The organism is Sphaerisporangium sp. NPDC049003, from assembly GCF_043197795.1.
Classification (GTDB): domain Bacteria; phylum Actinomycetota; class Actinomycetes; order Streptosporangiales; family Streptosporangiaceae; genus Sphaerisporangium.
This window is the reverse complement of record NZ_JBICTU010000028.1, coordinates 16,151-39,677: the sequence shown is the minus strand read 5'-3', so window position 1 is coordinate 39,677 and position 23,527 is coordinate 16,151. Positions and strand designations below refer to the sequence as shown.

General features: G+C 70.8%; 19 protein-coding genes. 6 read left to right on the top strand and 13 right to left on the bottom strand.

The genetic code is table 11. The features are described 5' to 3' along the window. Positions 1-3: 3 nt before the first annotated feature. The 10 genes from ACGFIV_RS28095 to ACGFIV_RS28050 form a co-directional block, all read right to left on the bottom strand. Positions 4-723: an SDR family oxidoreductase gene (locus ACGFIV_RS28095; RefSeq protein WP_358557177.1), complete on the bottom strand. Its 720-nt coding sequence runs from the start codon at positions 721-723 to the stop codon at positions 4-6. A 3-nt stretch (positions 724-726) separates the two neighbouring features. Beyond that, positions 727-1,611 carry a sugar phosphate isomerase/epimerase gene (locus ACGFIV_RS28090; RefSeq protein ID WP_358557174.1) on the bottom strand — a complete coding sequence of 295 codons (885 nt, stop codon included), beginning with the start codon at positions 1,609-1,611 and terminating at the stop codon, positions 727-729. A 37-nt stretch (positions 1,612-1,648) separates the two neighbouring features. Next, positions 1,649-2,914, bottom strand: coding sequence for a Xaa-Pro peptidase family protein (locus tag ACGFIV_RS28085; protein ID WP_358557171.1), 1,266 nt, complete (start codon positions 2,912-2,914; stop codon positions 1,649-1,651). Next, the gene (locus ACGFIV_RS28080; RefSeq protein ID WP_358557168.1) at positions 2,911-3,855 is read right to left on the bottom strand and encodes an NAD(P)-dependent oxidoreductase; all 945 of its coding nucleotides are present in this window, start codon (positions 3,853-3,855) and stop codon (positions 2,911-2,913) included. Before ACGFIV_RS28080 ends, ACGFIV_RS28085 begins: the two co-directional genes overlap by 4 nt. Continuing rightward, positions 3,852-4,949: an alcohol dehydrogenase catalytic domain-containing protein gene (locus tag ACGFIV_RS28075; protein ID WP_358557165.1), complete on the bottom strand. Its 1,098-nt coding sequence runs from the start codon at positions 4,947-4,949 to the stop codon at positions 3,852-3,854. Before ACGFIV_RS28075 ends, ACGFIV_RS28080 begins: the two co-directional genes overlap by 4 nt. After that, positions 4,946-6,010 (bottom strand): ABC transporter permease, encoded by a 1,065-nt coding sequence (locus ACGFIV_RS28070; RefSeq protein WP_358557162.1) that lies wholly within the window; start codon positions 6,008-6,010, stop codon positions 4,946-4,948. Before ACGFIV_RS28070 ends, ACGFIV_RS28075 begins: the two co-directional genes overlap by 4 nt. Further along, positions 6,007-7,539 (bottom strand): sugar ABC transporter ATP-binding protein, encoded by a 1,533-nt coding sequence (locus tag ACGFIV_RS28065; RefSeq protein WP_358557159.1) that lies wholly within the window; start codon positions 7,537-7,539, stop codon positions 6,007-6,009. The genes ACGFIV_RS28070 and ACGFIV_RS28065 overlap by 4 nt, the downstream gene beginning before the upstream one ends. Before the next feature lie 96 nt (positions 7,540-7,635). Next, the gene (locus tag ACGFIV_RS28060) at positions 7,636-8,676 is read right to left on the bottom strand and encodes a sugar ABC transporter substrate-binding protein (protein WP_392838162.1); all 1,041 of its coding nucleotides are present in this window, start codon (positions 8,674-8,676) and stop codon (positions 7,636-7,638) included. 99 nt (positions 8,677-8,775) lie between these two features. Next, positions 8,776-9,552 (bottom strand): GntR family transcriptional regulator, encoded by a 777-nt coding sequence (locus tag ACGFIV_RS28055; RefSeq protein WP_358557153.1) that lies wholly within the window; start codon positions 9,550-9,552, stop codon positions 8,776-8,778. Beyond that, the gene (locus ACGFIV_RS28050; RefSeq protein ID WP_358557150.1) at positions 9,552-10,076 is read right to left on the bottom strand and encodes a VOC family protein; all 525 of its coding nucleotides are present in this window, start codon (positions 10,074-10,076) and stop codon (positions 9,552-9,554) included. Before ACGFIV_RS28050 ends, ACGFIV_RS28055 begins: the two co-directional genes overlap by 1 nt. 335 nt (positions 10,077-10,411) lie before the next feature. On the opposite strand from ACGFIV_RS28050, the gene ACGFIV_RS28045 reads away from it, so the two are divergent. Beyond that, positions 10,412-12,616 carry a thiamine pyrophosphate-dependent enzyme gene (locus tag ACGFIV_RS28045; protein WP_358557147.1) on the top strand — a complete coding sequence of 735 codons (2,205 nt, stop codon included), beginning with the start codon at positions 10,412-10,414 and terminating at the stop codon, positions 12,614-12,616. Between the two features lie 41 nt (positions 12,617-12,657). After that, a complete protein-coding gene (locus tag ACGFIV_RS28040; protein ID WP_392838161.1) occupies positions 12,658-13,953 on the top strand; it encodes a dihydrolipoamide acetyltransferase family protein in 1,296 nt (431 codons plus the stop codon). 316 nt (positions 13,954-14,269) lie between these two features. Here ACGFIV_RS28040 and ACGFIV_RS28035 read toward each other — a convergent pair whose 3' ends face one another. The 3 genes from ACGFIV_RS28035 to ACGFIV_RS28025 are packed head-to-tail and all read right to left on the bottom strand — an operon-like array spanning position 14,270 to position 17,880. Then, positions 14,270-15,502 (bottom strand): hypothetical protein, encoded by a 1,233-nt coding sequence (locus ACGFIV_RS28035; protein WP_358557965.1) that lies wholly within the window; start codon positions 15,500-15,502, stop codon positions 14,270-14,272. Further along, complete coding sequence (locus tag ACGFIV_RS28030; protein ID WP_358557968.1) at positions 15,495-17,096, bottom strand: D-aminoacylase; 1,602 nt, start codon at positions 17,094-17,096, stop codon at positions 15,495-15,497. The genes ACGFIV_RS28035 and ACGFIV_RS28030 overlap by 8 nt, the downstream gene beginning before the upstream one ends. Before the next feature lie 19 nt (positions 17,097-17,115). Then, the gene (locus tag ACGFIV_RS28025; protein WP_358557971.1) at positions 17,116-17,880 is read right to left on the bottom strand and encodes an IclR family transcriptional regulator; all 765 of its coding nucleotides are present in this window, start codon (positions 17,878-17,880) and stop codon (positions 17,116-17,118) included. Between the two features lie 108 nt (positions 17,881-17,988). On the opposite strand from ACGFIV_RS28025, the gene ACGFIV_RS28020 reads away from it, so the two are divergent. From ACGFIV_RS28020 to ACGFIV_RS28005, 4 genes are all read left to right on the top strand, one after another. Beyond that, a complete protein-coding gene (locus ACGFIV_RS28020) occupies positions 17,989-19,494 on the top strand; it encodes a M81 family metallopeptidase (protein WP_392838160.1) in 1,506 nt (501 codons plus the stop codon). Between the two features lie 150 nt (positions 19,495-19,644). Next, a complete protein-coding gene (locus tag ACGFIV_RS28015; RefSeq protein ID WP_358557977.1) occupies positions 19,645-20,859 on the top strand; it encodes a sugar ABC transporter substrate-binding protein in 1,215 nt (404 codons plus the stop codon). 22 nt (positions 20,860-20,881) lie between these two features. Beyond that, on the top strand, positions 20,882-22,747 hold the full coding sequence (locus ACGFIV_RS28010) for an ATP-binding cassette domain-containing protein (protein ID WP_392838159.1): 1,866 nt from the start codon (positions 20,882-20,884) through the stop codon (positions 22,745-22,747). A 1-nt stretch (position 22,748) separates the two neighbouring features. Further along, a complete protein-coding gene (locus ACGFIV_RS28005) occupies positions 22,749-23,522 on the top strand; it encodes an SDR family NAD(P)-dependent oxidoreductase (RefSeq protein ID WP_392838158.1) in 774 nt (257 codons plus the stop codon). The last annotated feature ends 5 nt before the right edge of the window (positions 23,523-23,527 follow it).

Sequence of the window (23,527 nt, the reverse complement as noted above, 5' to 3'; positions counted from 1 at the left end):
TCCTCAGTGGACGATCAGGCCGCCGTCGACCACGAGCTGCGCCCCGGTGATGAAGGACGCCTCGTCCGAGGCGAGGAACAGCACGGCGTTGGCGACCTCGCCGGAGCTCCCGGCCCGGCCGAGTGGGGTCTGGCGCACCAGCTCCGCCGAGATCTCCGGGTCCTGCGCGTCGGTCATGGGCGTGGTGATGAGGCCGGGGTGAACGGAGTTGACCCGGATGCCGTCGGCCGCGTAGGAGATCGCGGCGTTCTTGGTCATGACCGTCACGGCGCCCTTGGACGCCTGGTACGCCGCTACGCCGGCCGAGCCGATGAGCCCCCACGCGGAGGACATGTTGACGATCGCCCCGGCTCCGGCCCGCCGCATGACGGGGATGACCGACCGCATTCCGTAGAAGACGCCCGTCTGGTTGGTGGCGACGATGCGGTGCCAGTCGTCCACGGGGATCTCGGTCAGCGAGTCGTAGGAGCCGACGAAGCCGGCGCAGTTGAACAGCACGTCGACCCGCCCGTGCCTGCCGTCGATCTCCTCGACCAGCCCCGTCCAGGCGGAAAGGTCGGAGACATCGAGCTTCCTGTGGAAGGTGCGGTCCTCGTCGCGGGGGTCGGCCGCGATGTCGGCGGCGTAGACCAGGGCCCCCTCCCGCGCGAACCGTTCCGCCGTGGCCCTGCCGATGCCGCTCGCGGCGCCGGTGACGATGCAGATCTTGTCCGCCAGCCGCATTGCCTATTCCTTTCCGTTGGTCTCACGTGCCGCGTCGGCGGCGCCGAACCGGCCGGCCGCCGTGGCGTACGCCTCGGCGACGGCGGATTCGAGGGGGCGCGTCCGGTAGGTCTCGGAGAGGATCTCGACGCCCCAGGGCCCGGTCCAGCCGATGTCGCGCATGACGTTGATGAACTCGGCGACCCGGAACGAGCCCTGGCCGCACAGCCGCCGCCGCAGGACGGTGTCGGTGTAGCCGTCCCCGACCTGCTGGGCGTCGCCGTCGTCGAGCTCCACGCCCTTGATGAGCCCGAGCGGGACCTGGGCGAGTTCCTCCAGGGTGGCGCCGCCGCGCTCGACGTGCCACAGGTCGACCATCAGACCGCCCGCCGGGTGGTCCGCGGTCCTCACCAGGTCGAGGCCCCGCGCGAGGGTGTCCACGTTGGAGAACGGCATGAACTCCAGCGCGACGGTCGTCCCGGCCGCCGCGAAGGCCTCGCAGACGCGGTGGAATCCCGCCGCCCAGCGGTCGCGCTCGTACGGGCCGCCCGTGATGTCGGGCCCGACCTTGACGTGGTGCGGGGACAGCGCCTCCGACGCCTCCACCAGCAGCTTCAGTGTGCGGTCCGACTCGTGGCGTTCGGGCTCGTCCTTCCACCAGTCGGTGAGGAACTCCAGTTCGAGCGTCGTGATGCCGTTGTCGTCGAGGATCTTCCGCAGCGTCGGCAGGTCCGACGTGCGCAGGAATGCCTCAAGGTCGACGTGCATCAGCCCGAAGCCGGTGAACCCCGCGCGGGCCGCCTGCTCGACGCGGGCGGGGAGCGGTAGCGGGCTGGCGTCCCGGCCGGGCAGGGGGACGGCGTCGCCGGCCGTCGTCCAGCAGGTGGCCAGCAGGTCATGGTGTGTCATCGGGGTTGGCTCCTCGGAAGGGTGTGGCGGCCCGGGGTCAGTACGGGTTCGCGACGAACAGTTCCTGCGCGGGGAACAGCGTGATGACCTTGGCGCCCTCGGAGGTCACGACGACCTCTTCCTCGATGCGCGCCGCGGACGCGCCGTCGGAGGCCGGGCAGTAGGTCTCCAGCGCGAAGACCATCCCCTCCTCGATCCTCACCGGGTGCTCGATCGAGTTGAGGCGCGAGATGATGGGCCGCTCGTGCAGGCCGAGCCCGAGCCCGTGGCCGAACTGCAGCCCGAAGGCCTCCATCTCGGAGGCGAAGCCGAACTCCTGGGCGGTGGGCCACGCCTTGGCGATCTCGTCGGTCCAGGTGCCCGGCTTGACCAGCTCGATCGCGGCGTCGATCCACTCGCGGGCCTTGGTGTACGCGTCCCGCTGCGAGGGGGTCGACGAGCCCACGTTCAGCGTGCGGTAGTAGCAGGTCCGGTAGCCGTTGTAGGACTGGATGATGTCGAAGAAGCAGGTGTCGCCCGGTCGGATGATGCGGTCGGTGAAGTTGTGCGGGTGCGGGTTGCACCGCTCCCCCGACACCGCGTTGATCGCCTCGACGTCGTCGGAGCCCATCTCGTAGAGGTAGGCGTTGGCGAGGGCCACCAGGTCGTTCTCCCGGATGCCCGGCTTGAGCGCGTCCGAGATCTTCTGGTAAACGCCGTCGACCATGGCGGCGGCCTGCGACAGCAGCAGGATCTCGTCCATGCTCTTGATCTGCCTGGCCTCCAGCATCACCTGCTGGCCGTCGGCCACGGTGAGGCCGGCCTGCTGCATGGCGAGCGTCATCGGCGGCTCGGCGATGTCGACGCCGACGGGGGCGTCCTGCTGCCCGGCCTCGACGAGCAGGTCACGGATCTCCTGCACGGCGCGGGTGAACAGGCCGACCTCGGGGGCCACCGCCCCGCGCAGGCCCACCATTCCGGCGCGGCAGTTCTCTGGCAGCAGCCAGGGAGCGTAGAGCCTGTGGTGCTTGGCCGCCGAGCCGAAGTCCCACAGCACCGGCTCGCGCCCGCGTACCAGCAGCGCGTAGCGGGTCATCTTGTCGCGCGACCACTCGCCGATGACCGAGCCGGTCAGGTAGCGGATGTTGTTCACGTCGAAGACGAGCATGGCGCCGAGGTCGGAGTTCTCCAGGGCGGCACGGGCACGGGCGAGGCGGTAGTCGCGCAGCCGGGTGAAGTCGACGCGTGTCTCGAAGTCCACCGACATGTGACCGGGCGCGCCGATGGCACGCGGGTCGATCGTGTGGGCGTTCGTCGTTGTCATGAAGGCTCCTGGATCTGATCGGTCGGGCCGGTGGCGGGCGGGCGTACCTCGGACGGTTCGAGGCCCGCGGCTCGGGCCTGGACGGTGAGCAGCGACAGGAAGTCCAGCTCGCCGTACCCCTGGGCGATGGCTGAGAGCAGCAGTGTGCGGACCAGGCCGATGACCGGCATGGGCACCTGCCGGGCCGACGCCTCGTGCAGGCCGAGGTCGAGGTCCTTCAGCAGGAGGCGGGAGGTGAACGTCGGCGTCATGTCCAGGCGGCTGATGGCGTCGGTCTTGTAGCGGGTGAAGGTCGAGCCCACGACGCTGTCGTTGACGAACTCCATGAAGACGCCCCGGTCGACGCCGAGGCTCTCGCACAGCACGACCACCTCGGCGAGGCCCTGCGTCGTCACGCCGAGCAGCAGGTTGTGGGCGATCTTCAGCAGCCGCGCCTCGTCCTGCTCGCCGACGTAGGTGGCCTTGCGGCCGATGGTCTCCAGCACGCCCCGCGCCCGTTCGAAGGCGTCGCGGGAGCCGGAGCACACGAACGACGCCGTGCCCGCCTCGACGGCGGAGGGGTTGCCGCTGACGGGGGCGGACAGGAACGGCACGCCTGCCAGCGCCGCCGCCTCCCGTACGCGGCGAGACGCCTCCAGCGAGACCGTGGAGGTGTCGACCAGCAGGCGCGGGCGGGACGGGCCGGCGAGGACCCGTCCGGCGACCTCTTCCAGGTCGGCGGAGGCCGCGAGGCTGGTGACGACCACGTCGCGCCCGGCCAGGTCGGTGGGGTCGGCGGCGACCTCCGCTCCGGCGGCCCGCAGCGGCTCGGCCCGCTCCGGCGTGCGGTTCCAGACCGTCACGTGGTGCCCGGCCAGCAGGAGCCGCCGCACCATGGCGCTGCCCATCCTGCCCGTGCCGATCCAGCCGGCGGTCCAGGCGTCCGGGTCTCGGCTGCTCATGAGGCCTTCCGCTCCTCACCGGGGGAGGTCGGCACCCGCAGGTCCGACAGGTCGACGACCAGCTTGGGCCGGGGCCGTCCGGGCTCGCGCATGCGGTCGAAGGCGTGCCGTACCTCGGCGACGGGCAGCACCTGCTCGATGAGGGCCGCCGGGCGTACGGCCCCGGTGGCGATCATGTGCAGCGCCCGGGGCATCAGGTGGACCCCGCCGAGTACGCCGGAGAGCTGGAGTCCCTTGCTGACGAAGGCCGCGAGGTCGACGCCGTCCACCGGCCGGCCGGGGATCCCGACCTGCAGGATGCGGCCGGCGATCCCGGCGATCCGCGTCAACAGCGGGCCGATGCTCGCCGCGCCGGTCGCCTCGATCACCACCGGATAGGCGTCGGCGGGAGCCTGGTCCGGCGGCATGACGGCGCGGGCGCCGAGGTCGCGCGCGGCGGCGAGCCCTTCGGGGTCGATGCCGATGACGTCGACCGGGCAGTTCATCGCCGCGCCGACCTGCACCGCGAGCAGGCCGAGGGTGCCCGTGCCGAGCACGGCGACCGCCTCCCCCGGCTGGACGGCGGCCCGCTCGTAGGCGTTGAGCACCGTCACCAGGGGCTCGCCGACGAGCGCGTGGGCGGTCTCGACCTCCGGCGGGATGACGTGGACGTTCGCCGCGGGGATGCGCAGGTAGTGCGCCGCCGCGCCGGGCACGCCGCCGCGCACACCGAGCTCGTACCGGTTCGGGCAGAGGTTGTAGTGGCCGCCCCGGCAGGTCAGGCACTGCCCGCACGAGAGGAACGGCTCGCCGACCACCCGCCGTCCGACCAGGCCGGACGGGACGGACGGCCCGGCCGCCACGACCTCGCCGGCCCACTCGTGCCCGAAGCGGATCGGGAAGCTCGTGAGGCCGCCGACCACGTACGCGCTGGTGCCGTCGAGCAGGTGGACGTCGGTGCCGCAGATCCCGAGGTACTGGACGCGTACCAGGACCTGCCCCTCGGCGGGAGCGGGCACCGGCACGCCCTCGACCGTGAGGACGCCCGGAGCGGTGAACACCAGGGCCGGCATCATGCCGGTCGGCCAGTCGCCGTGCTGGGCCGTCGCGCTCATTCGGCACGCCTGGGGCCGGAGAAGCGGTGCGAGGACAGCCAGCCGATGAGCAGCGCCGCGAGGATGATCGCGCCGTAGGCGGCGTTGATCCAGAACGAGGGGACGTTCGACAGCGTGAGGATGTTCTGGATGATGCCGAGCAGGATCACGCCGAGCCCGGCGCCGATCAGATTGCCTCGGCCTCCGTTCAGGCTGATGCCGCCGATGACCGCCGCGGCGAACACCGTGAAGATCAGGTTGTCTCCCTGGTTGGCGGTGACCGACGCGATGCGGCCGGTCAGCATCAGCCCCGCGACCGACGCGAGAACGCTGCCGGCCAGTACGACGCCGATCGTCAGCCGGGTGGTGCGGATGCCGGCGGCGCGGGCCGCCTCGTGGTTGCCGCCCATGGCGTAGAGGCTGCGGCCGGTCGGGGTGTACTCCATGAACACGAAGGCGGCGGCGAAGGCGAGCACGAAGATCCACGCCTGGACGGGAAGCCCGAGGATGACGCCGTCGCCGAGGTAGGTCATGGCCCGGGGAAGCACCGCGTACGTCTGCCCGCCGGACAGCCCGATGGTCAGGCCCTGCAGCAGGATCAGCATCGCCAGCGTCACGATGAACGCGTTGAGCTTCAGCTTGGCGATCATGAATCCGTTGGCCAGCCCGATCAGCAGCACCGCCGGGACCGCGATGAGGATCGCCACCGGGAACGGCAGGCCGAGGCCGTTGTCGGCGGTGCTGGAGACAAGGACGGCGAGCAGCATCGGCGCGAAGCCCACCGTCGACTGCAGCGACAGGTCGAAGTAGCCGCTGATCAGGATCAGGCTCTCGGCGATGACGAGCACGCCGAGCACGGCGGAGGTCGTGATGATGTTGTCGATGATGTTGGTGGTGGTGAGGAAGGCGGGGCTCACCACCGCGCCCACGATCATCGCGGCGACGATGATGGGGATGAGGGCGAGCACCACCGGGTCGACGGCCCGGCGGTTGCGCCGCGCGGCCGGCCGTGATGACTCCGCCGGTTCGGTGCGGACGGGCGCCCTCTCCTGGAGCGGTTTCTTCTGTGCCGGTGTAGTCACTGTTGATCTCCTTCTCCGGAGGAGAGACGTCGGTCCGCCTCGGCGGCCGTGCCACTGCCCTGGACGGCGGCGGCGATCATGCTCTCGTTGAACGGCGGGCGCAGTTCCGCGGACACCTCTCCCTGGAGCATCGCGACGACGCGGTCGCAGACCTCCAGGTCACCGTCGTCGGAGGTCACGATCAGCACGGCCTGTCCCCCGCGCTTCAGCTCGTCGATCGTCTTGTAGATCGACTTCTTGGCGGACACGTCGACGCCCGCCGTGGGGTTGGTGAGGACCAGGACCCTCGGCTCGGCGGCGACCGAGCGGGCCAGCACGACCTTCTGCTGGTTGCCGCCGCTGAGCTCCTCGGTGGCCTGCGACGCCGCGTGGGCCTTGATGCTCCACTCGTCCGCGAGCCGGCGGTAGAACGCGTCCCGCCGCCTGGAGCTGATCAGCCGGAAGCGGTTGACGAACTTCGGCATGATCCCGAGCGTCGCGTTGTCGGCCACGCTCATCGCGGGCACGTAGCCGCTGATGTGCCGGTCCTCCGGGGTGAACCCGACCCCGGCCATGATGCAGCCTCGGATGTCGCCGAGGGGCAGCGGCTTCCCGTCCAGGGTGACGGTGCCGGAGTCGGCGCGGCGCTGCCCGGTGAGGACCTCGGCGAGCTGCATGTGGCCGGCCCCGTCGAGCCCGGTGAGCCCCACGCACTCGCCCGGCCGCAGTTCGAGGTCGACCTGCTTGATCTTGGGGGCGACGCTCACGCCGGAGGCGACGAGCACGGGCGGACGGCCGTCGTCCGCCGGCCCGGCCTGGTCGCGCCGCGCGGCGCCGGCGCCGGCGCCGGGGACGGCCGCCTCCCCCACCATCGCCTCGACCAGGTCGGGCATGGTCATCCGGTCGAGGCGCCCGGTGACGACGACCGCGCCGTCCCGCAGGACGGTGACGGAGTCGCAGACCTCGAAGATCTCGTGCAGGTGGTGGGAGACGTAGATGATGGTCACGCCCCGGGTGCGGGCCTTCTCGATGTGGTTGAACAGGCGTTGCGAGGCGCCCCGGTCCAGGCCCGCGGTCGGCTCGTCGAGGAGCAGCACCTTCGGGCCGAGGGACAGGACCCTGCAGATCTCGACGACCTTGCGTTCGAGCGGCTCCAGTTGCTCGACCGGAACACCCGCGAGGTCGCCGCACTCCCACTCGTCCAGCAGCGCGACGGCCCGCCGCATGACCTCCGGCCAGCGGATGAGCCCGCCCGCCGAGCGCGGGTACCGCGTGAGCGCGATGTTCTCCGCCGCCGTCGCCGCGGGGATCAGCGTGCTCCGCTGGTACACGCAGCCGATCGTCGAGGCGTCCCCGGCCAGCACCTTGATGGAGCCGGTGTCGGGCTGCGTGAGGCCGGTGAGGATCGACATGAGCGTCGACTTGCCGGCCCCGTTCTTGCCGATCAGCGCACGGGACTCGCCCTGATCGACGGTGAGGGACACCTGCGACAACGCCTGCGTGGGGCCGAACGCCTTCGAGACGTTGTCGACCACGATGGCCTGTGGCATGGCTACGCGCCTTCCTTCCGCGGGTTCCAGGGGTTCGCCGGTCGTCCGGCGAAGGCGTGACGCTCCCCGCCGCGTCACGCCCGGGACGGGCTCGGATCAGCCGTTGCCCCACAGCGCCGCGTCGTCGGCGTTGTCCTTGGTGACCGTGGGCGAGGGCAGCAGGTCCTGCAAGGAGTCGCCGAGCTTGACGATGGTGCTGTCGTGGTCGGTCGGGCCGGGCTGGAACGTCTTGCCGGCCATGGCCTCCTTGATGTACTGGATGCCGTACTTCGCGTACAGGTCCAGCGGCTGGGAGATGACGGCGTCGAGCGTTCCGGCCCGCACGGCGTCCAGCGCGGCCTTCGACCCGTCGATGCCCACGCTCACGATGTGGCCGGAGTCGCCGACCTTGGTGAGCTTGCCCTGGTTCTGCAGCACCTTCTGCACCCCGGCGAGGCAGACCGACTCGCTGCCCATGAACAGGCCGGTGATCTTCTGGGTGCTCAGGACCGTCTGCGCCTGGGTCGCGCACTCGTCGGGCTTCCAGTTCATCGGCTTGGAGATGACCTTGACCTTGGGGAACTGCTCGGCCATGCAGTCGGTGAAGCCCTTGCTGCGGTCCTGGCCGTTCTGGGTGGCGAGGTCTCCCTGGAGGTCCAGCACGCTGCCCTCGCCGCCGAGCTGCTTGCCCATGTACTCGCAGGCGGCCTTGCCCATGTAGACGTTGTCGGCGCGGACGATCATGGTGATCTTGCCGCTGTCGGACCCGAGGTCGACGGAGACGACCGGCACGTTCTTGCTGTTGGCCCGCTGGATCGCCGGCGCGATGGCCTTGCTGTCGACGGGGACCACGATGAGCCCCTTGACCCCCCTGCCGAGCAGGGTCGCGATGTCGGCGTTCTGCTTGGCCGCGTCGCCGTCGGCGTTGACGGCCGGGAGCAGGTCGACGGCCTGCGCCTTGGCCTGGTCGCCGAGCTGCTTGACGAGTTGCACCTGGAACGCGTCGGTCAGGAAGGACTCGGAGTACCCGACCTGCGCCTTGGTGTCCCCGGTCGCGCCCCCCGACGCCGAACCGCTGGAACACGAGGTCACCGTTACGCTGACGGCCGCCGCGAAAAGGGCCAGCACACGACCGGCCTGCTTGCTGTGGTGTGACATTTCATCCTGCTCTGTTTCTCGAAGAGATCATTGTTCGGGTGCCGGTCGCGCGCTGGTTCGCCGCTGCCTGTGCACTGGGGGGACTTGTGATCCTCGCGATCAGTTGTCGCGGACGGACCCGGGTCGAGCGGACGGGGCGGATCCGCCGCCGTTCGGTCGTCCGGGCGGCTCGGGCACACCGGCCGTGGGGCCCGGTTCCATGACCGGTACGAGAGCCATGCGCGTACGGCGTATGTGGCCGGCCAGTACCCGCTCGGCGTCGATGGTGTCCGCGCGCCGGATGGCATCGATGAGTAACCGGTGCTCGGCGTTGATGACCCAGTCCCGCTGGTGGCCCGCCCGCTCGACATAGGCGCGCCGGTAGGGCTGGGTGATGTTCCACAGCCGCTCCACCATGTCCCGGAGCTCCCGGTACGGATTACCGGAGTAGGACAGAAGGTGCAGCTCACGGTCGAGTTGCAGGAAGCGGTCGATGCTTCTGTTCGCCTCGATCTCGTCCTGGATCTCGTCGAGCCGGTCGATCACGGCGGCGGACAGGTGGGGAATGCTCTCGGTCAGGGCGAGCGGTTCGAGACGCTCACGGATCTTGTAGGTGAGCTCGCACTCCTCCATGTCCATCTGCGAGACCCACGCGCCGCTGTTGGCCTTGAGGGTGACCAGGCCCTGGGAGTGCAGTATCCGCAGCGCTTCGCGCACGGGCAGCCGGCTCGCGCCGAACTCGCGGGCGACCTCCTCCTGCCTGATCCGCGCACCGGGCCCGAGCACGCCGGACAGGATGCGCTCACGCAGGTGCTCGGCGATCCGGTGGCTGGCCACGCCCGCCTCCGCTTCCGGCGCCGGCTCGGTGCCGGAGGACGATGAGGTGTCGTCGGTCATCAGGTCGCTTCCTCGCCTTCGTGTTCCAGGTACCAGGCCCGGCCGTGCGGATAGGTCACCAGCTCGAACTGGGCGCCCCACGGGGCGAGGAAGTAGACCCAGCGCTGGCCCTTGTGCGGCCCGCTGCTCGCCGTCGGCTCGCCGAGCACGGTCACTCCTCGCGACCGCAGGTAGTCCACCGCCGCGTCGATGTCGTGGACGTAGAGGGCGAAGTGGTGCCCGCCGACATCGCTGTTGCGCGGCGGCGTGTGCCTCTGGCCGGGGGCCGTGTACTCGAACACCTCGAAGACCGGCTGGGTGCCGCAGCGGAAGAACCGCAGCTTGCGCACCTCCGCGCGGGCGTCCACGTTCAGGTGCGCGGTCATCCAGTCGGCGTCGTCGGACAGCGGGGCCAGCGAGTAGAGGTACTCGCATCCGAGCACGTCGACGAGGAATGAGGTGGCCTGGTCGAGGTCGGGCACGGTCAGGCCGACATGGTCCAGGCCGACGAGTCCCGGAAGTCCCGTGGTACCCGGCTCAGCCATCCCATCCACCTCCACTCTGTTTCCGGCCCGTTTCGCCGAAGTTACGGACCCTGTCGCGTCCGAGGCCCCAAATCCGCTCTATGGATCCAATTGGCCTCGTGGATCGGTAGCTTGGTCGCGCAAAGCGGACAAAGTCAATGGTAAGTACATGATCCTCAGTTACAAACAGGTAACGCCCATATGAGATCGGATCCATTTTGTGTCATGGTCTGTAACCAGCCGCAGAAGCGGCGAAGGGCGCGCAGACCGGTCGTCACCCTGGTCATCGGCCACCCCCGCTCGCGCTCTCGCAGCCGGAACCGCCCGGCCACGGCCTGTCTACCTAGAGAGACCTCATGACCTCACACCAGGACCTCGCCGCTCCCTCTCCCTGGGTGGAGCTCACCACCACCGAAGCGGACTGGGACGCGGCCGACCCGGACCTCCTGCGCACGATGCTCGGCCAGCTCGTGCTGATCCGGTCCTTCGAGCAGTACGTGCTCGAACTGGCCTCGGCCGGTCTCGTGCACGGCCCCGCGCATTCGAGCATCGGCCAGGAGGCGGGCGCGGTCGGATCAATCGTCTCCCTGACCTCCTCGGACACCATCACCGGCTCGCACCGGGGCCACCACCAGTTTCTCGCCAAGGCGCTCGGGCACGCCGTACCCACGGGATGGGATCCACGCGAGGATCTGCCGGCGGAAGTCACCGACGTGCTGGCGCGCACCCTGGCCGAGATCTGCGGGCTGTCACGCGGTTTCTGCAGGGGCCGTGGCGGCTCGATGCACCTCCAGTGGCGCGAGGCCGGCGCCATGGGGACCAACGCCATCGTCGGCGGCGGAGTGCCGCAGGCCGCCGGGTTCGCCTGGGCGCACCGCCACGCCCGTACCGACGCCGTGTCGGTCGCCTACTTCGGCGACGGGGCGGCCAACATAGGTTCCGTACTTGAGACGTTCAACCTGGCCGCCGCCTGGTCGCTCCCGGTGTGCTTCTTCATCGAGAACAACCAGTACGCGGTGTCCACGCACGTCAGCGAGGTGACCGCCGAGCCGCGCCTGTCGGTGCGCGGCCTCGGCTTCGCCATCCCGAGCTGGCGCGTCGACGGGATGGACCCGCTCGCGGTCCACCTGGCCACGCAGGAGGCCCTGGCGCACATGCGCGCCGGCAACGGCCCGACGGTCATCGAGGCCGACCTGTACCGGTACTTCCACCAGAACGGCCCCTTCCCGGGCAGCGCCTTCGGGTACCGCTCTAAGGAGGAGGAGAAGCGCTGGCGGGAGCGCGACCCCATCGCGCTGATGACCGAGCGCCTCGCGCGCCGTGGCGTCCTCAGCGCCGACGAGGTCAAGCGGGCGGCCGAGCGGGCCGACACCGCGATGCGAAGCATCGGCGACGGGCTCCTCGAACCCGACCCCGGCGGCAAGCCCGGCCGGCGCCGGATCAGGCCGGAGGAATGGCCCGAGCCCTCTTTCAGCGACGTCGGAGTGCGAGGCGACCTCTCGGAGTTCGGCACCGGCGTCCGCTACGAGGAGGCGGAGTCCTTCTCCGGGACCCTGACCCAGCGCAGGTTCATCGACGTGGTCTCGGAGGTGATGGCGCGGCGCATGTCCACCGACGCCTCCATCGTCGTGATGGGTGAGGACGTCCACCGCCTCAGGGGCGGGACCAACGGCGCGACCAAGGGACTCGCGGACGCCTATCCCGACCGGGTGCTCGGCACGCCGATCAGCGAGAACGCCTTCGCGGGCCTCGCCGGGGGGATGGCGCTCGACCTGCGCTACCGGCCGGTCGTCGAGTTCATGTACGCCGACTTCCTGTGGGTGGCCGCCGACCAGCTCTTCAACCAGATCGGTAAGGCGCGGCACATGTTCGGCGGCGACAACGCGGTGCCGCTCGTGCTGCGCAGCAAGGTCGGCACCGGCACCGGGTACGGATCCCAGCACTCGATGGACCCCGCCGGGATCTTCGCCACCGCCCCCGGATGGCGCATCGTCGCGCCGAGCACGCCCTTCGACTACGTGGGCCTGCTGAACACCGCCCTGCGGTGCGACGACCCGGTGGTGGTCATCGAGCACGTCGACCTCTACGCGAGCGTCGGCGACGGCCCGGCCGACGACCTCGACTACCACATCCCGGTGGGCAAGGCGGCCGTGCGCAGGCAGGGCTCCGACGTCACCGTGCTGTCCTACCTGTCGATGGTCGCCCACTGCCTGGAGGCGGCCGGGCAGCTCGAAGGGCTCGACCCCGAGATCATCGACCTGCGGTGGCTCGACCGTGCCAGCATCGACTGGGACACGATCGGCGCCAGCGTCAAAAAGACCAACAACGTCCTCATCGTCGAGCAGGGGGCGATCGGCACCTCCTACGGAAGCTGGCTCGCCGACGAGATCCAGCGCCGCTTCTTCGACTGGCTCGACCAGCCCGTCCAGCGCGTGACCGGCGGTGAGGCGTCGCCGAGCATCAGCAAGGTCCTCGAACGCGCCGCCATCGCCCGCACCGAGGAAGTGGTCGCCAAGCTCCGGGACATGACCGCCGACGGCCCGCTCGCGTCCGAGCGCTGATCCCTGAACCAGGACTGACGAACATGGCCACACTTCTTCGCATGCCAGAGCCGGCGGCCGGCGCCACCAGGGCCACCGTGTCCGAATGGCCGATCGCCGAGCACACCCCCTTCCCCGTCAACGCCGCCATCGCCGTCATCGAGACCGACAAGGCGATCATCGAGATCGAGGCGGAGTCCGAGGGGATCATCCTCAGGGCGCTCGTGCCCGCCGGTACCGAGGTGGACGTCGGCGCCCCGATCGCGCTGCTCGGGTCGCCCGGCGAGCAGGCCGGGGACCTCGACTCGCTGCTCGCCGAGCTCGGCGCCGCCCCCTCCGGCCCGTCCCGGGACACCGGCGCCCCGGCCCGGGACGTCGGCGGCGGCGCCGCCGAGGCGGATCCGCGGGCGGACGGGGCCCCGGCCCACGGACGCGTCTTCGCCAGCCCGCTCGCGCGCCGGCTCGCCCGCGAGTCGGGGCTGACGATCGACCAGATCCCGGGGACCGGGCCCGGGGGCCGGGTGGTCAGGCGCGACGTCGAGGCGGCGGCCGAGGCGGACCTTTCCTCGCGGTCATCCACGTCCACGCCCGCTCCCCCGCCCCCGCCGGCCGGCTCCGCGTCCGCGCCGGTCGTCGCCGCGTCCGGCCCGGACACGGCGCCGACGCCGTCCCCCTCCGCCGCCCACGACGAGATCCCGCACAGCCGGATCCGCAGGGCGATCGCCGCCCGGCTCGTGGAGAGCAAGCAGACCACTCCGCACTTCTACGTCAGGGGAACCGCCCGCGCGGAGGCCCTGCTGGCAGCGCGGGCGCAGCTCAACCGGGAGGGGGCGCCCAAGGTCTCGGTGAACGACATGGTGGTCAAGGCCGTCGCCCGCGCGCACCTGCTCGTTCCCGAGATGAACGTGGTGTGGACGCCGGACGCCGTCCGCCGCCACGCGCACGTGGACGTCGCGGTCGCCATCGCGACCGGCACCGGCCTGCTCACCCCGGTGTTGCGTGAGGCCGACACCATGCCGATCGCGGCCATCGCCGAGACGACGCGGCGGTACGCGGAGGCGGCGCGCGATGGCCGGCTGCGCCAGAACGAACTGGAGGGCGGCACCGTCACCGTCACCAACCTCGGCATGTTCGGCGTCGAGGAGTTCGCGGCCATCATCAACCCGCCCCAGTCGTCGATCCTCGCCGTCGGCGCGGCGAGGACGGAACCGGTGGTGGCCGACGGCGCCGTGGTCGCGGGCACGATCATCCGCTTCGTGCTCTCCGTCGACCACCGGCCGATCGACGGGATGGTCGCGGCGCGGTGGATGTCGGAGTTCCTGGCACTGATCGAGAACCCGGTGCGCATCTTCGCCTGAGCGCGACCGGGCGCGAGTGACCGATCCCGGGAGACGAGGCCGACCCCGGCCGGCGCGTCGAAGGCGGCCCGAACCGCCGCCGGCCGGGGCGCGCGCCATGGATCAGGACGGCTCAGTTGAAGGGGTTGTCGTAGGTGCCGGTCCTGGTGCGCTCGCGGTAGACGTTGTTGTTGAAATCCGAGCCCACCAAGGTGAGGGTCACGTTCGCGACCGTGCCGCCGTTGTCCGCCTCGGCGGCCAGTGCCGTCGCGGTATAGAAGCCCCGAGGGCGGGTGACACGCTTCCTATCGTCTGAGATCGTTCCGCTGGTTCGAGATCAGAACCGGGTGTACGCCAATTCGGTCACCGTGCAGCCGGCGTCGACCACCGGGATGACGCGCCACTTGTCGAACGTCGTGCACGGGTGGGAGATGCCGAAGGCGATGAGGTCGCCCACCGCGAGCGGGCGGCCGGCCGGTACGGCGAGATAGGCGTGCTGGTCGTTGACCGCGGTCACCTTTATCTCGCCGTTGAGATCGGTGATCCGCCCGGTGCGGTCGCGCACCATGCGAGGGACCGGCAGTCCGTCGTCCGCCGAGGCATCCCGGCGGCCGAGCCCGGCCACCACCAGCGTCGGCTCGGGGCGCGACAGCACCGGCGCCCAGACCAGCAGCGCTTGGCGGAGCCGGTACGGGGCGCGTGGCCGGGCGCCGAACGGCGAGGTCGCGTCGTAGCCGCCGGCGTCATGGGTGACATAGCACCCGCTGCGCAGCACGGTCTGGTAGGGCGTGCCGCCGAGGGCCGCCGGCAGCCGCCGCACCACTCGGTCGAAGTAGGCGCTGCCGCCCACGGTGACGATCGGCGGTGATCCCGCGTCGAGCAGCCCGTCCGCGTACGCGCTACGAGCCACGCCGGACAGCCGGTCGAGGAGCCGGTCGACCAGATCCAGGGTGCCGTCCAGGTCGGCCCCATGCAGGATGCCCTCAAAGGCGGAGAATCCGGCCATCGCCATCGGTCCCGCCGCTGTCTGGCGGGCCAGGGCGAGCGCGTCGCCGTCGTCGCGCAGACCCGTACGGCCACCGGCCACCCCGATTTCGACGAGGACCCGCAGCCGGCCGTGCCGGCTCGCGTCGATGCCGGCCTCCAGAGCGCGCAGTGCGGTCGGCGAATCGGCGTAGCAGTAAAGTTCGAGGTCGTCGTAGCCGGTCAGCAGCCCGTTGAGGAGCCGGAGCGAGCCGTGGTCGACGACGGGGTTGGCCAGCAGAAGGCGGCGCACGCCCATGTCCGCCACCGTCCGTGCCTGCCACGCGGTCGCCACGCTGATCGCCCAGGCCCCGGCGGCGAGCTGCCGTTCGATGATCTGCGGGCACATCGTCGTCTTGCCGTGCGGGGCCAGCAGCACGTCGTGGGCCGCGCAGTAGGCGGCCATGGTGGCGACGTTGTGCTCAAGCTCGTCCCGGAGCAGCACGGCGGTGGGCAGGGGGAACGTGCCGTCGAAGAGCTGGGCTCCGCGCGGGTCGGCGATGTCGGGCAGCCCTTTCGCGGGCCGCACCTTCGGCTCATCAAGCATGGCGTAACACCTTTCCCGGGCGGGCGGTGCGGACCACACCATCCCGGACGACGATCTGCCCCCCGACCACGGTCAGCGCGACCCCGACCGGCGCCTGCCGGGGCTCTTCGAAGGTGGCCCGATCAGCGACCACGGCCGAGTCGAACGCCACCAGGTCCGCGACGAATCCCGGGCGGATCCGCCCGCGGTCGCGCAGGCCGAGCCGGGCCGCCGGGGCGGCCGACATCTTGTGTACCGCGTCGGGCAGCGACAGCAGGCCGAGCTCGCGGACGTAACGCCCCAGTACCCGGGCGTTCGTCCCGTAGGCCCGCGGGTGCGGCTGGCCGGCGCCGGCACGCAGCGGCAACGCGTTGCCATCCGAGCCCACGATCGAAAGGGGATGCGCGAGGAACGCGGTCATGTCGGCCTCGGTGCGGTAGTGCAGTACCACCTGGGCGGCGCTGCCCAGCTCGACGCACAGATCGAGCAACACCTCCTCGGGCGGCTGCCTCCGGCGCCGGGCGACCTCGGCGATCGAGCTGCCGGGCAGGTCGTCGTGCGGTCCGGCGGCGGTGATCACGATGCGGTCCCAGTGCCAGGGGATGCCGCCGAAGAAGCCGGTGCGGATGTCGCGAAGCGCGCGCTGCCGCCACGCGTCGTCGGTGCGGTGGCGGCGCAGTGCGGCACTGCCACCCTCCTGCACCCACTCCGGCAGGTACTGCACCATCGCCGAGGAGGAGGCGGCGTAGGGGTAGACGTCGAAGGCCACGTCGAGACCCTGCGCCCTGGCGGCGTCGAAGCGGGCGAGCGCGTCGGCGGCGCGGCCCCAGTACGCCGGATCGTTCAGCGCGAGGTGGGAGAACTGCAGTCGCCCGCCGGTCAGCCGGGCCGTTTCGACGGCTTCGTCGACGGCCTCCAGTTCCCGGCCCGCCGAGGCCCGGGCGTGGGTGGCGTAGACGGCGTCGTGCCGGGCGCAGATCTCGACCAGCGCGGCCACCTCGCCGGGGTCGCCGAGCGAGGACGGCGTGTGGGTGAGCCCGGTGGACAGGCCGAACGCTCCGGCCGCGAGGACCGCGTCGAGCAGGCGCCGCATGCGCGCGACGTCTTCGGCGGTGGCCCTCCCGTACGGGTCGTCCATCGCGGCGATCCGCAGCGCGCCGTGCCCGGCGAGCACGGCGACGTTGATGGCCGGTCGCGCGTCGGTCAGCGCCTCGGCGTACCCGTCGAAGTCGGTCCAGGTGACCGGGGCGGGGCCGTCGCCCAGTCGTGCGAGGTGGTCGGTCAGCAGGTGGCGGCGGGCCGGATGCACCGGGAACGCCGAGTACCCGCAGTTGCCGACCACCTCGGTGGTCACGCCCTGCAGCGCCTTGCTCTCGCCCCGCGAGTCGAGGAGCAGGCTGACATCCGAATGGGTGTGGATGTCGATGAAGCCTGGGGCGAGGGTGAGCCCGGTCAGGTCGACCGTCTCGGCGGCCGTCGTGTCTTCCACCTGGGAGGCTCGCGGCGGTTCGAGGTGAGTGATCCGGTCCGACGTCACGCCGATGTCGAGCCGGCGCGGCGGCGCGCCGGTGCCGTCCAGCACGGTGGCACCGTGCAGCCACAGGTCGAAAGCCAATGGGGCCTCCCTCCGGGGATCACGCGAGCGCGTTGCCGAGCTCCGCGCACACCTCGGCCAAGCGCCGCCCCACCTTGGCCAAGGTCTCGTCGGTCATCCGCGAGGTGGGCGCGGAGATGCTGATCGCGGCGACCGGCCGGTCCTCGCCGTCCAGGATGGGCGCGGCCACGCAGCGGGAGCCGACCTCGTTCTCCTCGTCGTCAACGGCGTAACCGAGGTGGCGGAAGGTCGCGAGCTTCGCGAGCAGCGCGTCGGCCGAGCCGATGGTGTTGGGGGTGAGCGGTGACCAGTCGGCCTCGGCGAGCTGCTCGCGGGCCTCCTGTTCGGGCAGCCTGGCGAGGATCGCCTTACCCAGTGCCGTCGTGTGCACCTTGTCGCGCAGCGCGATCTGCACCGTCGTGCGCAGCCGCTGCACGCTCTCCAGCGCGTCGAGGTAGAGCACCTGGCCATGGCTGACCACGCCGAGGTTGACGGTCTCGCTGAACTCTTCGCTGAGCGACTGCATGGCCGGGCGAGCCAGCCGCACCAGGTCGGTGGAGTTCCGTGCCGCCCGGCTCAGGCCGTAGAGCGCGGGGCCGAGCGAGTACTCGCGGCGGACCTCGTCGCGCACCACGTATCCGTGCTGGTCGAGGGTCTTGAGGATCCGGTACGCGGCAGGCTTTGTGATCCCGGTCTGCTGGCACAGATGTGCCACGGTGCAAGGCGCGTCGGTCGCCATCCGGTCGAGGATGTCGAGTGCCTTGACGAGGACTCCAACTTCGTCGGAACGTCGTTCGCTGGTCACCGGTACCGACTCGCTCCCTTCAGGATTGGCCGTCCAGTCGTTGTCAAGTACGGCATGCGGAACTAGATTTCGCTTATCGTACAACACGGTGATCGGAAGGGCAAAGCCATGACTGTACGGATCGGACTGGGCGGAGTCTGGCAGGAGACGAACACTTTCACTCCCGAACCCACCACGCTGGCGGACTTCCGCCGTTATCAGTTGTTCGAGGGGCCGGAGCTGGTGGCCTCGCTGCGCGGTACGGGGACCGAGCTGGGCGGGGCCATCGACGCCGCCCGGCAGCGGTCGGCACGCCCGGTAGGGCTGCTCTTCGGCGCCGCCCTGCCCGCCGGCATGGTGCTGTCCCACGCGTTCGAGTCGATGCTGCGCCGGCTGGTCGCCAACGCCCGTGCCCAGCTGCCACTCGACGGTCTGGTGCTGTCCCTGCACGGCGCGATGGTGGTCGAGGGGCATCCGGACCCCGAGGCGGAGATCGTCACGGCGCTGCGCGCGGTCGTCGGCGACATCCCGATCGGAGCCACGCTGGACTACCACGCCAACGTCGGCGCGGCTCTGCCCAAGATCACCGACATCCTGGTCGGCTACCGGACCTATCCGCATGTCGACATGGCCGAGCGCGGCGCGGAGGCGATGACGGCCGTACTGCGCCTGCTGCGCCCGTCGCGGGCGGGGCGCCGTCCGGCGCGGCATCTGGAGAAGCTTCCGCTGCTCACCGTGCCTCCGGCACAGGAGGACGTGGCCGAGCCGATGCGGTCCATCCTCGACGCGACCGAGCGGTTGCGCGAGGAGCCCGGCGTCTGGGCCGCCAGCGCGCTGCCCGGGTTCGCCTATGCCGAGAGCGGCCGGCTCGGGTTCGCGGTGTACCTCGCGGCGGAGACGCACGCGGCGCCGCGCGCCCGGGAACTGGCCGCCCACGTGTGGCGGGAGCGCGACGCCTTCTCCGCGCGACTGGCGAGCCCGGCCGACGCGGTGGCCGCGGTCGCCGCCACCCGAGGGCTGGGGCCCACCGTGCTCGTCGACGTCGCGGACAACGTGGGCGGCGGCTCGCCGGGCGACGGCACGGCGCTGCTCCACGCGTTGGACCAGGCCGGTGTCTCAGGCGCCGTCGCGGTCATCTGGGACCCGGCCTCGGTCGCCGTGGCCCACGCGCGGTCCGCCGACCGGATGGAGCTGTGGGTGGGCGGCCACAGTGATCCGGCGATGGGTCCGCCGTTCCGCGCGTCCGGGCCGGTCCGCCGTTTCGGCCCGGTGTCCTACCTGCGCACCGGTTCGTACATGCGCGGCCAGCGGGTGGAGATGGGCCGGGTGGCGGTGATCGAGGCGTCGATCGGGACGATCGTCCTGACCGAGAACCGGGTGGTCCCCTTCGACGACGATCACCTGCGCGCACTGGGCATCGCGCCGCGGGCCGCCAGCGCGATCGTCGCCAAGGGGGCGATCGCCTGGAAGGCCGCGTTCGCCGGCTACGCGGCGCGGACCGTCTACGTCCGCACTCCGGGCTACTGCCCGGCCGCGCTCGATCAGCTCGACTACCGGTCGCGCCCGGCGCCGCTCTACCCACTGGAACGGAATCCGGCCTGGGAGGACGCGGTGGCCGCCGGGCTGAGATCGTGACGGGCTTCCGCGAACCGCCTGGTCACAACTCGGTACCAGTCGCAGGTCGCGACCCGCCGAGTGATTGACAGACCGTCCACGGCATTCCTAGCTTGGTCCGCATAGCAGAACAAGAGTCCGCATAGCGGACTAACCCTGAGGGGTAGCACAATGCCTGACCGAATCAAGGGCCTGGGCCAGATCAACCGGCGCGACTTGTTGCGCCTCAGCGTCATCACCGGAGCCGGCGTCGCCCTCGGCGCGCCACTGCTCAGCGCGTGCTCGGTCGACAGCGGCTCGGGCTCGGAGCCGAACTCGGGGGCGAGCTCGGGGTCGGGTGCCGCGAAGAAGGCGATCGGCAACGGCCTCACCGAGAAGAAGACGCTCGCGCCGTTCCAGTTCGGCGGCGCGGCGGGTGAGAAGCCCTCGATCCCGAAGCGGATCGCCTGGGCCAACACCTCCGACGCCGAGTTCTTCCTGCAGATCACGCGATCCATCGAGCTGGCGGCCACCTCGCGCGGGCTGGAGTTCGTGACGGCGATCGCCAACGACGACTCGGCCAAGAACATCGAGCAGATCGAGACCTTCCTGCAGCGCGGCATCGGCGCGCTGTGCATCCAGCCGCTGGACGCCAACGCCCAGGGGCCGCTGATGAAGCGCGCGATCGAGGCGGGCGCGGCCGTACTGTCACTGGTGACCCCGCCGAGCACCTCGCAGGCCGTCGCCGACCAGTACAAGGTCGGGAACACGCAGGGGCTGGCGGCCGCCAAGTACATCACCGAGAAGCTGGGCGGCAAGGCCAACGTCGTCTACTTCAACCTCGACACCATCGAAGTGCTCAAGGCCCGGCACCAGGGCGTCCTGGACGGTCTGAAGACCGCGGGACCCGGCATGAAGATCGTCTCCGACGTCCAGCCACCGGCCCTCACGCAGGACGGCGGCTTCAAGGCGATGAACACCATCCTGCAGGCCCACCCCGAGGTCGACGTGATCCTCGGTGGCGACACGTTCTGCCTGGGCGCGCTGTCGGCGCTGCAGGCCGCGGGCAAGGACCGGCCGGAGATGTACCTGTCCGGGATCGACGGTGACGAGCAGGCACTGGCCGAGATCCGCAAGGGCGGGGCGTACAAGGCCAGCTTCGCCTTCGCCTACCCGCTGATGGGCTACGCCTGGGGCCAGTTCGCGGCGGACTGGATGGAGGGCAAGCCGATCCCCCAGGTCATGCAGTTCAACGCCATCGAGCTCAACTCGGCCGAGTCCATCGACAAGTACCAGGCCGACATGAAGGCGGTGGCCGACACCTGGAAGAACGCCGCCACGTACTTCACCCTCCTGGGCACCATCCGCTACCAGGAACGTGACCAGTTCATCAACTACGCCGCCTGACCCGTCGCCTGAGGGGTGCGTTTTGTCGATCAGTTCCGTGGTGGCGAACCGCCGCTATCTGGTACCCGGCGAGCCCAGCCGACGTAACGGGCTGGCCCTGCTCTGCGTCTTCCTGGTGGCCTACTTCGGATTCGCCTACGACAACTTCTTCACGGTCTCCAACGGCCTCACGATTCTGATGAACATCTCCGCGATAGCGATCGCGGCGGTTGGGGCGATGTTCCTGGTCGTCTCGGGCCATGTCGACCTGTCGGTCGGCGGCCAGTACGCGCTCATCTCGGTGGTCACCGCGCGCTTCGCCCAGGACCAGGGCAACGTCTGGGGCGCGGTGCTGGCCGGGCTGGTCGCCGGGCTGATTCTAGGCCTGATCAACGGGATCCTCGTGAAGTACATGAAGATCTCGCCGCTCATCGTGACGCTGGGCACCATGGCGGTCTTCAAGGGACTGGCGTACCTGGTCAGTGAGGGCAAGTCGGTGTTCGGCTTCTCCGACGCCTTCATCTTCCTCGGCCGGGCCCGGATCGACAGCGTTCCGCTGCCGGTCATCATCGCCACGGTCGTCTTCGTCGCCGGCGGCTTCTGGCTGCTGCGCACGGCCACCGGCCTGCGCTTGTTCGCCATCGGCGGCAACCAGCAGGCGGCCCGGCTGACCGGGATAGACGTCGACTGGCTGGTCGTCAGGCTGTACGTGCTCAACGGGCTGTTGATGGGGGTCGTCGCGGTGCTGACCACCGCCCGGCTGGGCAGCGGCACCCCGCAGATCGGCACCGCCTTCGAGCTGGACGTGCTCACCGCCGTCATCCTCGGCGGCGTCGGGTTCGCCGGCGGCAGCGGGCACCCGGCCGGAGTCTTCGTCGGCGTCGCCACCATCGGCATCCTCAGCTCCGGTCTGATCTTCGCGGGGCTCGCGGACTGGTGGCAGCAGATCAGCAAGGGGCTGGTGCTGCTGCTGGCCCTCGGCGCCGACCAGATCGCCGAGCACAGGCGGGCGCGTTCGGCGCGCACCGACACGCCCACCGAGGCGGGCGAGCCGGTGGCGGCGGGCGGGTCACCGCCCACGGACGCCGACGACGAGTACGGCCTGGGTGTGCCGCGGACCCGTGAGCCGGGCGAGGTGGTGCTCGCCACGACCGGCCTGTCCCGCCGGTTCGGGCCGGTGTACGCACTGCGCGACGGCACGTTCTCGGTGCGCGGCGGCGAGGTCGTCTGCATCGTCGGTGACAACGGCGCCGGCAAGTCGACGCTGATCAAACTCGTCTCGGGCGTCTACAAGCCGGACGCCGGCCGTATCGAGCTGGAGGGGCGGCCGGTCGAGTTCAGCGGCCCGATCGACGCCCGCCGCGCCGGCATCGAGACGGTGCACCAGGATCTGGCGGTCTGCCCGAATCTGGGGGTGGCACACAACATGATCTTGGGCGACGAACCCAGGCGCCGGATGTTCGGTGTGATCCCGGTACGCGACGACGCCGGCGCGGTCGCCCGGACCAGGACGCGGCTGGCGTCCCTGGGCATCACGCTGACCGACATGAACCGGTCGGTGGGACGGCTGTCCGGCGGCCAGCGCCAGTCGGTCGCGATCGCCCGGGCCATGAAGGACAACGTCAAACTGGTCATCCTGGACGAGCCCACCGCGGCGCTGGGCGTCACGCAGACCCGCAACGTGCTGCGCATCGCCCGGCAGGCGGCCGAGAACGGCGCCGGGGTGATCCTGATCAGCCACGACATCCGCACCGTGTTCGCGGTCGCGGACCGGGTGGTGGTGCTGCGGCTGGGCCGGGTGGTCTACGACGACTCGGTCGACCGGATAACCCATACACGGCTGCTGCATCTGATGGCCGGCCTGGAGGACGTCGACGTCGACGGCTCCGCCGCCAGGTCGGGGAAGTGACATGGCGATGGACGACTTCGACCTGACAGGGCGCCGGGTGCTGGTCACCGGTGGCGGGGACGGGCTCGGGCGGCAGATGACCGAGGCGTTCGTGGACGCGGGCGCCAGCGTGGTCATCTGCGGGCGCCGGCTGAAACCGCTGCGGCGCACCGCCGACGAGCTGGCCGACCGGGGTACGGTCCGGCCGATCCGCGCCGACGTGACAGAACCCGCCGACGTGGACGCCCTGGTCGCCTCCGCCGGCGAGATCGACGTGCTGGTCAACAACGCGGGACTGGCGCACCGGACACCCTGGCAGGAGGTCCGCTCCGAGGAGTGGCGCCGGATCATGACGCTCAACGTGGAGGCGCCGTTCTGGCTCTGCCAGCGGTTCGTACCCGGCATGATCGAACGCGGCTGGGGCCGGGTGATCAACGTCGCCTCGGTGTACGGGCTGGTCGCCGGGGACGCCTCCCGATATCCGGGCCTCGGCCTGGACATCGCGTCCTACTTCGCCAGCAAGCACGCCGTCATCGGGATGACCAGATTCCTGGCCGCCGAGGTGGCGCCTACCGGGGTGACGGTCAACGCGCTGTGCCCCGGAATGTTCCCCAGCCCCGCCAACGACGACGCGCTACGGCCCGAGGTGATCGCGGCGCTGTCCGACGGCACCCCGATGCGCCGGCTCGGCACCGACCGGGAACTGCGCTCGGCCGTCCTGTTCCTCGCGGCTCCCTCTTCCTCCTTCGTCACCGGGCAGAGCCTGGTGGTCGACGGAGGGTGGACGACCTGGTGAAGGAG